12 protein-coding genes are annotated in these 15,616 nt (G+C 44.4%); 6 read left to right on the top strand and 6 right to left on the bottom strand.

Annotated features, from left to right (window positions below; all coding sequences use genetic code 11):
• Nucleotides 1-102: 102 nt before the first annotated feature.
• Complete coding sequence (gene dnaK / locus I3255_RS00220) at nucleotides 103-2,043, top strand: molecular chaperone DnaK (protein WP_238035819.1); 1,941 nt, start codon at nucleotides 103-105, stop codon at nucleotides 2,041-2,043.
• Between the two features lie 190 nt (nucleotides 2,044-2,233).
• Here dnaK and I3255_RS00215 read toward each other — a convergent pair whose 3' ends face one another.
• The gene (locus tag I3255_RS00215) at nucleotides 2,234-3,076 is read right to left on the bottom strand and encodes a methyltransferase domain-containing protein (RefSeq protein ID WP_238035816.1); all 843 of its coding nucleotides are present in this window, start codon (nucleotides 3,074-3,076) and stop codon (nucleotides 2,234-2,236) included.
• A 50-nt stretch (nucleotides 3,077-3,126) separates the two neighbouring features.
• Entirely contained in the window at nucleotides 3,127-4,359 is a 1,233-nt protein-coding gene (locus I3255_RS00210) for an 8-amino-7-oxononanoate synthase (RefSeq protein ID WP_238035815.1), read from the bottom strand.
• A gap of 283 nt (nucleotides 4,360-4,642) precedes the next feature.
• Between I3255_RS00210 and I3255_RS00205 the strand changes: the two genes are divergently transcribed.
• From I3255_RS00205 to I3255_RS00190, 4 genes are all read left to right on the top strand, one after another.
• Entirely contained in the window at nucleotides 4,643-5,182 is a 540-nt protein-coding gene (locus I3255_RS00205; protein ID WP_238035813.1) for a porin family protein, read from the top strand.
• Between the two features lie 218 nt (nucleotides 5,183-5,400).
• Complete coding sequence (locus tag I3255_RS00200; protein ID WP_238035812.1) at nucleotides 5,401-5,952, top strand: porin family protein; 552 nt, start codon at nucleotides 5,401-5,403, stop codon at nucleotides 5,950-5,952.
• 194 nt (nucleotides 5,953-6,146) lie between these two features.
• Nucleotides 6,147-6,761: an NfeD family protein gene (locus I3255_RS00195; protein WP_346268612.1), complete on the top strand. Its 615-nt coding sequence runs from the start codon at nucleotides 6,147-6,149 to the stop codon at nucleotides 6,759-6,761.
• Nucleotides 6,762-6,851: 90 nt separating this feature from the next.
• Entirely contained in the window at nucleotides 6,852-7,733 is an 882-nt protein-coding gene (locus I3255_RS00190) for an SPFH domain-containing protein (protein WP_238035811.1), read from the top strand.
• Between the two features lie 78 nt (nucleotides 7,734-7,811).
• On the opposite strand, the gene hemN is transcribed toward I3255_RS00190, so the two are convergent.
• Together hemN and I3255_RS00180 are read right to left on the bottom strand one after the other, a co-directional pair.
• A complete protein-coding gene (hemN, locus tag I3255_RS00185) occupies nucleotides 7,812-9,368 on the bottom strand; it encodes an oxygen-independent coproporphyrinogen III oxidase (protein ID WP_238035810.1) in 1,557 nt (518 codons plus the stop codon).
• 284 nt (nucleotides 9,369-9,652) lie between these two features.
• Nucleotides 9,653-12,103, bottom strand: a complete 2,451-nt coding sequence (locus I3255_RS00180) for a penicillin acylase family protein (RefSeq protein WP_238035809.1) — start codon at nucleotides 12,101-12,103, stop codon at nucleotides 9,653-9,655.
• Nucleotides 12,104-12,439: 336 nt separating this feature from the next.
• Between I3255_RS00180 and I3255_RS00175 the strand changes: the two genes are divergently transcribed.
• On the top strand, nucleotides 12,440-14,020 hold the full coding sequence (locus I3255_RS00175) for a YifB family Mg chelatase-like AAA ATPase (RefSeq protein WP_238035808.1): 1,581 nt from the start codon (nucleotides 12,440-12,442) through the stop codon (nucleotides 14,018-14,020).
• 49 nt (nucleotides 14,021-14,069) lie between these two features.
• Here the strand turns inward: I3255_RS00175 and I3255_RS00170 are convergent, their stop codons facing one another.
• Nucleotides 14,070-14,753 (bottom strand): phosphoglycolate phosphatase, encoded by a 684-nt coding sequence (locus tag I3255_RS00170; protein WP_238035807.1) that lies wholly within the window; start codon nucleotides 14,751-14,753, stop codon nucleotides 14,070-14,072.
• Nucleotides 14,754-14,880: 127 nt separating this feature from the next.
• Entirely contained in the window at nucleotides 14,881-15,381 is a 501-nt protein-coding gene (locus I3255_RS00165) for a DUF4385 domain-containing protein (protein ID WP_238035806.1), read from the bottom strand.
• Between the last annotated feature and the right edge of the window lie 235 nt (nucleotides 15,382-15,616).

Genomic DNA, 15,616 nt, shown 5'->3' with positions numbered 1-15,616 from the left:
CTTGAAAAATATGACAAGCAAACCGATATATAGCAACAAGTGACCGATCACGGTCTGAATAAATAAGTATTTATAGTTAAAATAAATTAGGAGCAATTCATTATGGGTAAAGTAATTGGTATTGATCTAGGTACGACCAACTCTTGTGTGGCAGTGATGGAAGGTGACAAAGTTAAAGTCATCGAAAATGCTGAAGGTACACGTACCACACCATCAATCGTCGCTTATAAAGATGACGAAACGCTTGTTGGTCAGTCAGCCAAGCGTCAAGCAGTCACCAATCCAAGCAACACGTTGTTTGCGATCAAGCGTCTGATCGGTCGTCGTTTTGATGACAAAGTTGTACAAAAAGACATCGGTATGGTGCCTTATAAAATCGCTAAAGCAGATAACGGCGATGCATGGGTAGAAATCAACGGCAAAAAGCTTGCGCCACCACAGGTTTCTGCTGAAATCTTGAAGAAAATGAAAAAAACAGCAGAAGACTATCTTGGTGAGAGCGTGACCGAAGCGGTTGTGACTGTACCTGCTTACTTCAATGACTCACAGCGTCAAGCCACCAAAGATGCGGGTAAGATCGCCGGTCTTGATGTAAAACGTATCATCAACGAGCCAACTGCTGCGGCACTTGCTTACGGTATGGACAAAAAGCAAGGCGATAGCACCGTTGCTGTATATGACTTGGGCGGTGGTACTTTTGATATATCAATCATTGAGATTGCAGACGTAGACGGCGAGCAACAGTTTGAAGTACTAGCGACCAACGGTGACACGTTCCTTGGTGGTGAAGACTTTGACTCAGCGTTGATCGATTACTTGGTAGCTGAGTTCAAAAAAGAGCAAGACGTGAACCTAAAAGGTGACTCTCTTGCGATGCAACGTCTAAAAGAAGCGGCTGAAAAAGCGAAGATTGAGCTATCAAGTGCACAAAGCACTGAAGTGAACTTGCCATATATCACTGCTGATAGCAGTGGTCCTAAGCATTTGGTTGTAACCATCAGCCGCTCAAAACTTGAGAGCTTGACAGAAGATCTAGTACAGCGCACCATGGGCCCTTGTAAAATCGCCCTTGAAGATGCTGGCCTAAAAATCGGCGATATCGATGATGTAATCCTCGTTGGTGGTCAGACGCGTATGCCACTAGTACAGCAAAAAGTACAAGAATTCTTCGGTCAAGAGCCACGTAAAGACGTGAACCCTGATGAAGCAGTTGCAGCTGGTGCAGCGATTCAAGGTGCCGTATTGTCTGGTGATAAAACTGACGTATTGCTACTTGATGTAACGCCATTGACGCTAGGTATCGAAACCATGGGCGGTGTTATGACGCCAGTTATCGAGAAAAACACCATGATTCCTACCAAGAAATCACAGGTATTCTCAACAGCTGAAGACAACCAGCCAGCAGTAACGATTCAGGTATATCAAGGTGAGCGTAAGATCGCTAACCAAAACAAACTGCTTGGTCGTTTTGACTTGACGGATATCCCACCAGCACCACGTGGCTTACCACAAATCGAAGTGTCGTTTGACATCAACGCTGATGGTATCATGAACATCTCTGCAACGGATAAAGGTACTGGTAAAGCACAAAGCATCCAGATCAAAGCGGATTCTGGCTTGTCGGACGAAGAAGTAGAACAAATGGTTCGCGATGCAGAAGCCAATGCTGCTGAAGATGAGAAGTTCGCTAACTTAGCGCAAGTTCGTAACGAAGCAGATGGTCGTATCCATGCGGTACAAAAAGCGCTGAAAGAAGCAGAAGATAAAGTTACTGATGAAGAAAAATCAACAGTAGAATCTGCGATCACTGAGCTTGAAGCGGCGGCGAAAGAAGACGATCATGACGAAATCAAAGCCAAGCTTGAAGCGCTAGACAATGCATTCTTGCCAGTTAGCCAGAAGATTTATGCTGACAGTGGCGCAGGTAGCGAAGGTATGGATCCAAGCCAGTTCCAACAAGGTGCTGACGCTGCTGGTAGCAACCAAGCGGATGACGATGTCGTTGATGCTGAGTTCACTGAAGTAGACGAAGACAAAAAGTAATACCAAACCCAAAAACGCGATTAGCTGTGTCAAACTCGCTTAGTCTACTAAATGTAGTACTTACGCTCGTTTTCCTTGCTACTCACGTTTTTGAGAGTGGTAGAATTAGTAAGTAGTCAATTTAAAAAAACGCATCTTTCGAGATGCGTTTTTTTATGTCTGATATTCAAGTATATTTTCAAGCGTGCCATTATGGTGAATGCGCATCAATAACAAGTATGTCGTAAGTCAGATATACGCAAGGTTGCCCACGCTCATCAATACCTGAAAACTGCTGCCAATAGTCGCGCTCGAACGTTTGCAGGCGGGTTTTGGTCCAGACAAAAGGATGTGTGTTAGGCGCTTGCTCGCCAATCGTTTGCTTGCCACAGGTTTGATTGCTATGTGTTTGATTGGTAGATACACCTGTCATCTTCATATGTTTAAGCACCTCATAAGGCTTTGTAAATGGTACTTCAAAACGCTGCGTTGATAGCTTGATGTGTCTAAATCCTGCTTGATCCAGTGCTGATTGCCATTCACTAATATCTGGATAATGCAGTCCTTGTCCTGTTAAGGTTTTTATTTGCAAAAAATTATCTGGGGTAAAGGTACTGAGTAGTAACTGTCCATTAGGTTTTAGCTTTGAGGCTGACTGTGCAACAAAGCTGAGTGGATCATCAAACCACTGAATCGCATTGGCACTGATGACTAAGCTATGTTCACCGCCTAAATCCATCGTTTCCGCATCGCCAATAAGGATTTGTGCTTGTGGCAACAAGTCTTGTAAATGAGTGGCTTGCTGTTCACATAACTCGTTGATAGACCATCGCGCACTTTTTACATGTGCTGCCAGGAGCTGCGTTAGTTTTCCTGTGCCTGCACCGACTTCAAGCACACTGTCCTGATTGGTATTATCGATAGCCATTAATAAGTGCTGACAAACCTGCTGCTGAATATGAGCATGTTTGTCGTACTGACTGGCTTGAGAAAAATGCCGCGCAATGGTCTGCTTGCGGGCACTTAGCTCGGAAGTAGTGAGGGGATATTCCATAATCGTTCTTTCACATAAAGGTTTATAATGAGCATCAAAAAATGCTGTCGTCATATGGATAATTGCATGATCAGGCGCTCGCACTCTGCATGGGTAATGGCTGCATTGAGTACCAAGCGAATACGTGACGTATTAGTAGGGACGGTCGGTGGCCTAATGGGTAAGGCATAAAATCCAGCGTCTTGGAGCTGCTTTGCCTTTGTCATCGTACGAGCGTTGTCACCCAAAATATAAGGCACAATGGGTGACTCGTAAATAGGATCTTTTGCTGCTGATGCTACACGATATTCAGCGCTAATGGCTTGGCTAAGTTGTAATGAAATCTGCGCCAAATGCTGTCGCCGCGTCTGGAGTTGTGGCATTTTTGCCAAAATAAACCGTGTCCAAGCATGATTGATTGGCGGCAATGCGGTACTAAAAATCAGCGGACGCATCTGATTGATGAGCCATGATTTGACCACCTCATCACATAGGATATAGGCACCAACTGAAGCAAATGCTTTACCAAACGTACCAACTAGGTAGTCAATCTCAGTTAGGGTATTTGTTTCTTCAGCCAGACCTAACCCTTGCGCGCCAAGCACACCGACTGCATGTGCTTCATCGATATATAGCTCGATACGACTGTCAGTGGCTTTTAGATTAATTAAAGCAGGTAGATCGGCGCGATCCCCGTCCATACTAAAAATACTTTCGGTGACGATGATGATGCGCTCCACGTCTTCTTCAACCTGCGCGAGCATAACAGCCAAATGCGCATAATCATTGTGTCGATAGCGGCGATACAGGCAGCGCTTGCTTTCGCTGAGCCTGATACCATCAATCATGCTGGCGTGTACCAACTTATCTGCCAAAATAACCGTCCTCACTGGTAGTGCAGCCAGTGCAGGTAAAATCCCGATATTGGCGTGGTAGCCACTATTCAATACCAGCGCAGATTTTGTCGCAGTTTGATTTATTCCAGCTGCGGTTTCATACCAAGCTTGTAGCTCGTCCTCTAGCGCTTGTAGCTGTGCATCGTTACCAGTTAACAGACGCGATGATGTTGCGCTCATTTTGGGCAAACAGTCCATTGATTGCTGAATAAATTCAAAAAACTCACGCTGCAACTCAGCATCACTGCCCAAACCTAGATAATCGTTGCTAGCAATATTTAATAGGGCATTGTCATTAACAATTACATACCGTCCTTGGTGTTCGATATCTGGTAATTTGCGATACTGCTGTTTGTCTTTGAGTTGTAAGAGTGCAGTTTGTAGTTGTGCGTTGATAGAAGCTGACATATAGAGCCGTCCTTTTTCTTTATTCGTCAGTATATGCGAAACACAATGAGTAGGGATTATTGCACAAAAACGTGACGTGTAACAAAAAGTTTCATATACCAGCCTTTGTAACCCACACACTGATAAACGCTTTCAAATCTTAACTCTCATACCATTAAACACTGACAGAGTGTCTGAAATAGTTTGTTACTATGTACTCATCGTTAGCAGACAAGGCGATAGGGCTACAAAGCCAATATAAATAAATAACTTGTTTGTCCAAACTTACTTGAAGGAGCTAATAATGAAAACTCTACAAAAAACTATACTTGCACTAGCAACTGGTTCTTTACTTACTGTAGGTGCAAACGCCGCCGTTAACTATGGTAATGGCTATACAGGTCAACCATATGTTGGTGCTAAAATTGGTCAATTTGACAATGACGTAAGTGGCGACGATCCAACTGCTTATGGTGTATATGCTGGTTATAACTTCGATCCTAACTTTGGTATGGAAGTTGAATATGTTGGTTCAGATGATGCTGACCTAGACAACAATGCTGGCGACTACGATACCAAAACTTATGGTGCATACGGCACTTACCGTTATATGTTCCCAAATACTGCACTCTATGCCAAAGGTAAACTTGGTATCGCTAAAACAGAGCTAGAAGCTGATTTTAATAATGGTAGCAGCGATTCAGTGAGTGATACTGGTATTGCCGGTGGTGTCGGTCTTGGTTACGCAGTGAATCCTAACTTCAATGTCGAAACAGAGTATGCCATGATGGATAGTGATGCAGATACTAAGCTGCTTACTGTTGGCGCTAACTTAAAGTTCTAAGCTAATATAGCTTGCCTATAACCATAGTCAAAAACAAAGAAACGACCATTTTATATGGTCGTTTTTTTATGTCTATAAAATATTTTTGCAACATATGTTTACTTTAGTAAATAATTTGGTATGATACCGCCACTACTAATAACAAGTAGAAAATAGTTGAGTAGTATTTGATATTCAACAAATTATTTGTTTATTGAATCCAAGGTTGAGAATAGTTTATGAAAAATCTACAAAAAGCGTTACTTGCAGTAATCGCAGGCTCAGTAATGACCATGAGCGCACAAGCAGCCATTTCTTATGGTGCTGGCCAATCGTACGTTGGTATTAAAGCTGGTCAATTCATGGTAGATGCTGATGATTTAGATGATCCAACTGCATATGGCGTTTATGCTGGTTATAACTTCGATCCTAACTTTGGTGCTGAGATTGAGTATGTAGGCTCTAATGACGCTGATGTTGATACAGGTAACAGTGGCATTGACGCTGAATTTGATCTAAAAACTTATGGTGCTTATGGTACTTACCGTTATGCATTCCCAAATACTGGTTTATATGCAAAAGGTAAACTAGGCTTTGCTAAAGCTGAGATTGAAGTTTCTGCTGAAGATATTCTTGGAAACTCTGGAAGTGATAGCGATAGCGACAGTGGTGTAGCGGGCGGTATTGGCTTGGGTTATAACTTCAACCCTAACGTGAGTGTTGAAGCTGAATATGACTATGTTGCTGAAGACCTTACGCTATTAACTCTTGGTGCACATTACAAATTCTAAGCTTTCATTTGTGTGGATGACTAAAAAACGATCACTTTAAGTGGTCGTTTTTTTCGTGCCAATTTTAGCATTCATTGTACTTGTTTTATCAAAATACTACACCATAAATAATAATAGGTAATTGATTTTCAAGATAATATTATCTGCAAAACTGTGCTACATTGGAAGGTAGGCAGATACAGGAGTAGGCAGCGATGATTGAGACTATCTGGATGATTGAACCTTGGCATTGGTTGGTGTTGGGCTTCTCCTTGATGATTGCTGAGATATTTATTCCGACCTTTGCCAGCCTTTGGTTTGGAGCCGCCGCCGTGATCGTTGCCGCTTTAGCGTGGCTGTTGCCTATTCCGTTATTATTTCAAGTATTGATCTGGCTTACGCTATCGGTTTTGTTTATGTATGCTTGGGTCAAATACATCAAGCCGCTGTCCATGAACCGCAAAAAGGCGGGGCAGAGTAGCGATCTGATTATTGGTGAGACGGGTATGATCGTGGTCAAACCGCAAAAAGGTATTTCAGGTATGGTGCGTTTTAACGTGCCTATTTGGGGTGCAGATGAGTGGCCATGTCGCACAGCAGGCGTGAATGTCGAGACAGGTGATCGGGTGGTGGTCATAAAGGTGGTCGGCGATGAGATGGTGGTTGCACCCACGCAGCGCCTCCAAGCACCCAAAACCATACAGCCAAATATTACCCCGACGATCAACAGCCAAGTGCCTGCAAGTAGCCAAATGCCTGCCAAACAATCTAAAGCGAGTAGACTGAGCTTGCACAAACCTGATCTCAAAGAGACAGGTACTAGCAAATAAACGTCATCAGGTACCAAAGATTTTTAAATTAAGAAAAAAAGGACATAAATCACGTCGCTGGCAAATAAAGCGATGGTTAAGGAGAATCACATGGGTAGCATCTTGAGTAGTTTAAATGGCGTCGGTATCGTGATGCTGGTATTAGTAGCATTGGTGATTTTTACCGTTTTTAAAGGCGTTTGTATCGTCCCGCAAGGGTATAAGTGGGTCGTGCAGCGGCTAGGTAAATATCAGCAAACACTAGAGCCAGGATTTAGCATTATCATTCCTTTTGTGGATAGAGTCGCTTATAAAGTCACCACAAAAGACATCGTATTAGACATTCCATCACAAGAGGTCATCACCCGTGATAACGTCGTTATCATCGCTAATGCTGTGGCTTATATCAACATCCTGCGTCCAGACAAAGCGGTCTACGGTATTGAAGATTATGAGCATGGTATCCGCAACTTGGTACAAACTTCCTTGCGCTCGATTATTGGTGAGATGGATTTGGATAATGCCTTATCGAGTCGTGATGAGATTAAAGCCTTGCTCAAACATGCGATTTCAGAAGATATCGCAGATTGGGGTATTACGCTTAAAACTGTAGAGATTCAAGACATTAACCCATCGCAAACCATGCAAGCCTCTATGGAAGAGCAAGCAGCGGCAGAGCGTTTACGCCGTGCGACCGTTACTCGTGCCGATGGTCAAAAACAAGCGGCTATTTTGGAAGCAGATGGTCGTCTGGAAGCTTCACGTCGCGATGCTGAGGCGCAAGTGGTACTGGCTAAAGGCTCGGAGGAATCAATCCGTCTTATCACAGCGGCGATGGGTGATGAAGAGATGCCGATTGTCTATTTACTTGGCGAGCAGTACATCAAGTCTATTCGCCAACTAGCAGAGTCTGACAATTCAAAAATGGTAGTGTTGCCAGCCGATATTTTGAGCACTGTTAAAGGCATGGTTGGCGATAAATTAAAGCTGTAAATATCCACAGTAATATCTAAAAAAGACCTCAAGTGAGGTCTTTTTTACATTTAATAAATGGTTTGAATGCTAATTAACTTAAATCACTTTTGAGAAACGGTTTTTATGTTTCTTCTCTAAGTATTCATCAAATACCATGGCGACATTGCGACCTAGCAGGCGGCCTCTAGGTAAGACACGAATACCTGCTGCATCCATATCAATCAGTCTATCTGCTTGCATCTCGCCCAGCTGTTGAATCTCATCAATAAAATAGGTAATCGCATCGATACCGAATTTTTGATTCACATCTTTAAAATCGAGATAGTCATGGCAAAGCAGGTTCATGATGACATATTCACGTAAGCGATCTTTGATGGATGTCTTAATATATTTCATGGCAGGCATAACCGTAGGATTGATTTTCGCCATATCAATCTTAGCTTGGTAGTTTTGCAAATCGGTGTCATTTTGTAGGATATAGCGCGTATTGCTATTGGCAATTTGACTGATGGATGAGACACCAAAGCCCAATAAGTCACAGTCACCCATGATGGTGTAGCCCTGAAAATTACGATGCAATTTGCCTTCGCGCTGAGCAATGGCCAACTCATCATCAGGCCTGGCAAAGTGATCGATACCGATATATTGATAACCCGCTTCGGTTAATGTATTGACGGTATCACCAAGCATGGTCAGTTTGGCGGCTGGACTAGGCAGATCTTCGTCTTTGATCTGGCGCTGGGCTTTGAAACGCTCAGGTAGATGCGCGTAGTTAAAGACAGACAGACGATCTGGTGACATCTCTATGATACGTTGTACCGTTTTGTCTAACGTGGCAGGCGTTTGATGCGGTAAACCATAAATCAGATCGATATTGATAGAACGAAAACCAAGCTCGCGCGCCTCTGTCAAGACACTTTCAATAAGCTCTACTGAATGCACTCGATTGACCGCAATTTGTACCGTTTCATCTAAGTCCTGCACGCCTAAGCTGATACGATTAAAACCAAGGTTGCGCAATATCTTAAGCGTATTATCGCTCAGCTCCCGCGGGTCGATTTCGATAGAATAGTCGCCTTCATTTTCTGGCAAAAATTCAAACTGTGTCTGCAAGAACTCCCACAGTTGTACCATCTCGTCATCACGCAAAAACGTTGGCGTACCGCCGCCCAAGTGTAGCTGCTTGACCAAGGGCTTATCACGGCCCTTTGACACAGATAATAAGCGACGTTTGATAGCAATCTCAGCCATTAAATACTGCAGATAATCACCAGAGTCGCTATTTTTTTTGGTAATGATCTTATTGCAAGCGCAGTAATAGCAAAGGTGTCGACAAAAGGGAATATGAAAATATAAAGACAACGGCGCACGCGACTCGCGATTCTGCAGGATTTTTGTTTCAAGACCAACTGTCTCAAAACTATCTGGTATTGGCGTGAACTCTAGAGCAGTTGGATAAGAGGTATAACGTGGTCCCGAACGATTGTACTTATTGATGATCGCCTCATCAAATGCTGGTAGCTGCTTACTGGTGATACTGCCGCGTGTACTGGCATAAGGGTTGTCTGGTTGCATAACAGGGCGCACAGTGGTTGGCGGCTCGTCCGCACGGTTGTAGGGCTGCTGAGTGTTCGGCTCTGAATAGTCTGTCATGCGGTATTCCTCGTTTTGACTCTCGACACTGCTGGATTTTGTACTGTCAAGGACTCATATTTGGAGTCGATTTTGTGTTTTTATAATGGTTACTAGAGCTATTTGAATCGTCTATTAGTAGAAATAGGTGCTGCTAAATATGTAGCAGCTAGTATAGCAAATCCTTATTAGCAGTGGGGAGGTCGGTGCGTGTACTTAGGTGTTGAAGAAGGGTTGTTATGCAAATATGAAAAACCCCAGCACTGAGCTGAGGTCTTTTATATTTATGCTTTTTTCTATGAAAACTATTCTCTTAGCTGAAGGCTATTACCAACGGCCTGGTCGTTCACTTCAGCTTGACTAAACGGTAAGCGTATCCAGTCTTTAGCTGAGTAACGACGTGTCTGATCACGATGGTGAGGGCGTGTACTGTCTGAGGCTTGTGAATAAGCCAATAGTGCCTCTACGACGGGTCCTTTACTATCAAAGGTGACGGTCTGCATATAGGTAGGACCATTGGTAATTGGCTTATAAGTACCATCTTCGTTTAGTCCTGGACCTTGAGCAACGTTAAATATACCTTCGCGTCCAAGTCCACCATGCATAGGTATTTTTTCATTATTATTGCCTGCATCAATGACATATTGTAGATCTGCCAAAGTTGCATCAAGCGCTATATTTTTGCTATTAAAGAAGGCAATCGCATCTCCCAATGCGCTGCGGGTATTGTCATTGATAATGAGGTCACGAGGCGTGTTGACAGGGTCGTTAATATCAAACTTTACATTGAATGCATCGTCCGTGGTTTCCGTAAAATTGACCTTGCGCCAGAATTCTCTAAATACATGAGCGCCTTTACTATCTAAATTATCACGACGATCCCAATTGCTCAAAACGGCACAAGCCTGAGTGGCATCGATCGTACCACCGCTGGTCAGTGGCATCACAGGATTGGCTGTACAGTCTGCCAACACATCATCGAGTACGAGCTCGGCGACGTAGCTGCGGTTGCCATAGACAACGTCTTGCATATTATTTAAATTAAAAGTGTTGCCACCAAGTTGGTCTTTGTTGCTGAGTCGGTCTAAGATCTGTGTCAGTCCCATGCGCGAACGCATGAGTAACGGCACACCGTCTACGGCATTAGGCCCTAAAAATGGTGATAGACGACGACGTAGGAGAGGTGAGAAACCAGTCAATGGCTGCTTGAGGTTGCTCAACCAGTAGCTGTCATTCGAGTTGGCGACGTAATCATCACGAATTAAGAAAGGCAGATTTGAGCGGCCGAAAATACCTGCTTGCGGCGAGTCAGCATCATTGCCCCATTCACAGGCAGCTGTGGCTCCGTTTAGTGCTGGCAAGTCTGATGCAATCAACGCGCCAAGGAATGGACCAGCATTGGCACTACAAGATTCTAGTTGTTGCTTGGTAACATGCGGTACGGTTGAGATATCGGCATATAGTGCTTTACCATAGCGATCAGTAGCAATGGTATTGACGAAACCAAGACCAAGGGTATCTTGCATTCTATCAACCAAGTCTTCCACACTGCGTGCTTTGTTCATACTGCGCCATTGGTTCAGGGCACGCGGGTTTTCAGAAGCTGCATCACGGATCGTATAAGCGAGATTGTTATCGCCCCAGTTAGGTAATTGACCGTTCAACGCTTTCACGTTCAGCATAGGTCCATACTGTGATAAGTAGATAGGACGAACCAATGTCTGATTGTTCGGCAGTTGAATGGTCACATCGACTTTTTCGATATCACGTTGCTCAAACACACCTGCACTGTTTTGATAGTTATATTTCATAGGATTGCCGTTTACCAAACTGAGCTGGTAAAGGGTGAAGCGTTTGGCTGTAGAAACTGTATGGCTCCAAGCCACATCCTTGTTAAAGCCGATGTTAATAAAGGGTTGACCTTGCTGAGCGGCGCCCATCACATCAAGCTCGCCTGGCAAGGTCAAATGAAACTCGTAAAAGCGCTGTACACCTTCCCATGGCTCATGCGGATTGCCATATAAGATGCCACTATCTGTACCAGTTACCTCGCTGCCAAAAGCATAAGCATTGCTGCCACCTTTCATCGCATTGATCGTGGAGTTATCAAACTCGGCTACTGGCTCTGGACTCACAGTACGCATTCTACTGCTGTTCATCGTTGTATTTTGATCAGGCGGTGCGGCCGCTACGATGGGTCGGACAAAGTTAGACAGTCCACCGCGCAGGTTCGCTTTGCCATATACGGTCAGCAAATCATCAATTGTGATTTCACGTACCCATTCTGCACCCGCACAATCAGGGTTGATGTTATCAACCCCTTTATCCCGTAGGTATCGGCTATAGCCAGCCGCGTAACCAGTGACCGCATCAACGACCTCTGGATCCTGAGCGGCCAAAAATTTAGCGCGTCTCTCCGGAGAGTTATACCACGTATAAAAAACGTCGCTGTCCACATCACCTTCGTCGCCCAGATACCGCATACTTTGGCCGCTAGCCACAACGACTTCACGTGCCAGCGAGCAGATATTATCCTCGGCAAAAGCATAACCCACGCCGTAACCAAGTCCTTTATAGTCTTTGGCAGTGATATGAGGTATACCGAACTCGGTACGCTGAATGTTTGCTGAATAAGTTGATTGAGAGGTAAATGAATCGTTATCGTCGTCGCCGAAACAACCAGATAACCCTATAGAAACTGCCACTGTGAGTAGCGCGAGCCTAGGCACACGCCGATTAAGCATATCGATGCTCATAAGCTTATCCATCCATGGTTAGTTGGTGTGTATAAAGCCGTAGAAAACAGCAATCACCGAGCTTTATATGATCAATAAAATCCTTTTATTGCCAATGCTCTTTCTAACTCTGGACGTGCCATACTGAGAAAATTTTTTACTATATCTAGCCTATTTGATAGACATTGAGTAAATCAAAAAATCAAGTCAGTTAAGACGAGGCCTAAGAGCACCTACTTATCATATAATAATTTTTGATAACTATGCTAGTAAATAAAATAGACTATAAAACACGACATTTGCGCGCTGATAAATAATACTTTATCATCGATTAATCTCTAATATTAGGAAACGCTGATGTCGTTTGCCCAAGTCTATACCCGCTCAGTCGTCGGTCTGCACGCCCCCAAGGTCATCATTGAGGTTCATCTGTCACAGGGATTACCCGCATTGACCATTGTTGGTCTACCTGAAGCGGCCGTGCGCGAGAGTAAAGATAGGGTACGCTCTGCCATTCTTAATTCAGGATTTCAGTTTCCTAATCGGCGTCTCACGATCAATTTGGCACCCGCTGACTTACCTAAAGATGGCGCGCGTTTGGACTTGCCGATTGCCATTGGTATATTGGCGGCAAGCGGACAACTTGAGCCAGAAGTGTTGTCGGGGTTTGAATTTATTGGAGAGTTGGCACTTAACGGTGAGCTTCGGCAGGTAACCGGCAGTTTGGCAGTCGCCCGCGCGATTAAAGCAGAAGGACTGGCATTAAAGTTATCACAGGCGATAGACACAAATGAACAAACGCAAAGTGAGCCAAGCCATTTAGCGCAGACACCGAAGCTCATCGTACCGATTGATAATGGTCGTGAGGCTAGCCGCGTTGATGGCGTGACGGTACTAGCAGCGCAGAATCTAAAAGCAGTTTGCGACCACTTGCAGTCGCTGACTGATCCAAGCGGACCTTATGAGTGTTTGAATGTGGTGCAGCCCAGTCCAGCACCGCAGCATGTAGGCTATCAAGTGGACTTAGCCGATGTCAAAGGACAGCACCATGCCAGACGCGCGCTAGAGATAGCAGCAGCTGGCGGTCATTCGTTGCTGTTTACAGGGCCACCGGGTTCTGGCAAAACGCTCATGGCCTCACGTTTGCCGACGATATTGCCTGATCTCAATGATGAGGATGCGCTCGAGGTTGCCAGTACGTATTCAGTGGCAGACAGTGATTATGATTACGGCACACGTCCCTTTAGACAAGTGCATCACACCATATCAGCCGTGGCTTTGGTTGGCGGCGGCTCACGGCCCAAACCGGGTGAGATTACGCTTGCTAATAAAGGGGTGTTATTTCTTGATGAATTACCAGAGTTTGATCGGAGCGTGCTTGAGGTATTGCGCCAGCCGTTAGAAGCCAAGCAAATCACTATTAGCCGTGCTAACTCGCAAATGACCTTTCCAGCGAATTTTCAACTGGTCGCAGCGATGAATCCGTGCCCATGTGGCTATGATGGCGATATCTCAGGTCGCTGCCGCTGTCGGCCTGAGCAAATCAAACGCTATCAAGACAAACTCTCAGGACCACTATTAGATCGTATTGATTTGCATATTACCGTACCAGCCCTACCCATTGCTGACTTGCAAAGCGCGCAGGCAGGTGAAAATTCCAAACAAGTACGCGAGCGAGTAGCAGCCGCGCATCAGCATCAATTAAAACGACAACGAAAAGTTAATAATGAGCTAAGCCCGAGCGAAATCGATGAATACATCAAATTAGGCGACAGCGAAAAACAACTATTGCAACTTGCTCAGCAGCGCTTGAATTTATCCGCACGTGGCTACCATCGAGTGTTACGCGTTGCACGCACGATTGCTGATTTGGCTGCGAGTGTCGATATTACCAGCGCCCATGTGTCAGAGGCGCTCAGCTATCGTAGTAAGGAGTAGTCTTCGTTTGAGCCAGCTATCACATCGATTTGATAAATGTTTTTATGGGTTAGATGTTATCTTTCATAATCCAAGCAACCAAATCCGCAAAATTATCAAACGCCTCGGTTGGGTTTAGCTCGCGAATATCTTGCCCATAGTTATAGCCATAGGACAGTCCAAGCGTGTCCATATTGGCGTTTTGCCCCGCTAACATATCGTTTCTAGAATCCCCAATCATCACTGACTGCGCGACATTAACATTGAGAGCGTTGCAAACGTGCAATAGAGGCGCTGGGTCTGGTTTTTTGACGGGCAAACTGTCACCGCCCATCACTTCACTAAACAAATCCTGCCAGCCAAATGATTCTAATATTTTTGGCACAAAACGAATCGGTTTGTTAGTGACTAGGGCAAGATTATAACCAGCGGCATGGAGTTTTTTGAGTCCCTCGTCGACATCTGGATAGGCAACGGTTTTACTACCACTGAGGTTTTTATAAGCTTCAAAAAATATTTGCTCTGCGTGATCGGCTTCAGCTTGGGTCAATGCGCCCTCTAGGACAGTGACATCACCGAACAAAGCACGCTCTACGAGCATTCGTGAACCATTTCCTATCCAATTGCGTATCGTCTCAATCGGGTAGGTGTCTTTGCCAAGCGTGGTCAGCATTGCATTGGTCGCATCGGCCAAATCGGGCACGCTATCAATGAGCGTTCCATCAAAGTCAAAAATTAAAAGTTGCTTATTCATCGTTCCTCACTATTAAAAGTAACTCTATTTATTATGTTCGATATTCCGTGTTATACCTTAGCACAGTAGTATTTTAAGACTGGTCAATTTAGTGTTGTTATATTCTCAAGGCGCTGAGCATTAGCAATTACTCGACATCTTTATAACGCGCGCGGTGTTCTTTCTTCATTCTTAGATAATCTTCGTTCTCACGGCACTCGTCCCATTTTTGCTTAAAAATACGTGCTGATTCTGCTTTGATAGGGTCTTCGGTTTGTCGTGGTAACTCTTCGCGACCATGAGCGCCGCTTTGGCCTTTTTTATCATCAGGTACCGGCCCTTTATACTTTTTACCGCCTTTATGATTGGCATAGCGACGCGCGCGGGTATAGCCCATTTGAATAAATTTACGCGCCATATCTGCACCGACGAAGTCATCGGCAGCCAAGTAATCTAGAAACATCTGATAAATCGTCTCACTGCTCTCTCGGGCGATATCAGGAGTCGCAAAACGCCAATGGGGTAAAATCTCAGACTTGTAAGGCTCTACCAATAATACGCCTTGCTCACCGCGACCGACACGGTACAACTCAGGCTGAGCACGCAAATCCAAACTCTTATAATCCAAGTCGTAATCAAATTCTCTCATATCTGCCACCTAGGCTCTGTACTATAATGGGTATCTGCTCATTCATAGTTAATGAGTATACTGAGCCAAGCGGTGTAGAAAAAAGCACAAAAATGTTATGCAACCGTGAGTAAAGTGAGCGATGAGAAATATCCTGTTAAAACATAAAACAAGCGTCATTAAGCAAATCCGTTCGTTAGTATCCAAAAATATATGGATTGCGCTACTACTGCTAACGACAAGTATGTTTACGAGT

The organism is Psychrobacter sp. Ps6, from assembly GCF_022129235.1.
In the GTDB taxonomy this organism is placed as follows: Bacteria; Pseudomonadota; Gammaproteobacteria; order Pseudomonadales; family Moraxellaceae; genus Psychrobacter.
This window is presented reverse-complemented; position numbering and strand designations above follow the sequence as displayed.

Bases quoted from the DNA above. Each gene is read 5' to 3' on its own strand.
- dnaK (WP_238035819.1), top strand. From the start codon at position 103: ATGGGTAAAGTAATTGGTATTGATCTAGGTACGACCAACTCTTGTGTG.
- I3255_RS00215 (WP_238035816.1), bottom strand. From the start codon at position 3,076: ATGGAATATCCCCTCACTACTTCCGAGCTAAGTGCCCGCAAGCAGACC.
- I3255_RS00210 (WP_238035815.1), bottom strand. From the start codon at position 4,359: ATGTCAGCTTCTATCAACGCACAACTACAAACTGCACTCTTACAACTC.
- I3255_RS00205 (WP_238035813.1), top strand. From the start codon at position 4,643: ATGAAAACTCTACAAAAAACTATACTTGCACTAGCAACTGGTTCTTTA.
- I3255_RS00200 (WP_238035812.1), top strand. From the start codon at position 5,401: ATGAAAAATCTACAAAAAGCGTTACTTGCAGTAATCGCAGGCTCAGTA.
- I3255_RS00195 (WP_346268612.1), top strand. From the start codon at position 6,147: ATGATTGAGACTATCTGGATGATTGAACCTTGGCATTGGTTGGTGTTG.
- I3255_RS00190 (WP_238035811.1), top strand. From the start codon at position 6,852: ATGGGTAGCATCTTGAGTAGTTTAAATGGCGTCGGTATCGTGATGCTG.
- hemN (WP_238035810.1), bottom strand. From the start codon at position 9,368: ATGACAGACTATTCAGAGCCGAACACTCAGCAGCCCTACAACCGTGCG.
- I3255_RS00180 (WP_238035809.1), bottom strand. From the start codon at position 12,103: ATGAGCATCGATATGCTTAATCGGCGTGTGCCTAGGCTCGCGCTACTC.
- I3255_RS00175 (WP_238035808.1), top strand. From the start codon at position 12,440: ATGTCGTTTGCCCAAGTCTATACCCGCTCAGTCGTCGGTCTGCACGCC.
- I3255_RS00170 (WP_238035807.1), bottom strand. From the start codon at position 14,753: ATGAATAAGCAACTTTTAATTTTTGACTTTGATGGAACGCTCATTGAT.
- I3255_RS00165 (WP_238035806.1), bottom strand. From the start codon at position 15,381: ATGAGAGAATTTGATTACGACTTGGATTATAAGAGTTTGGATTTGCGT.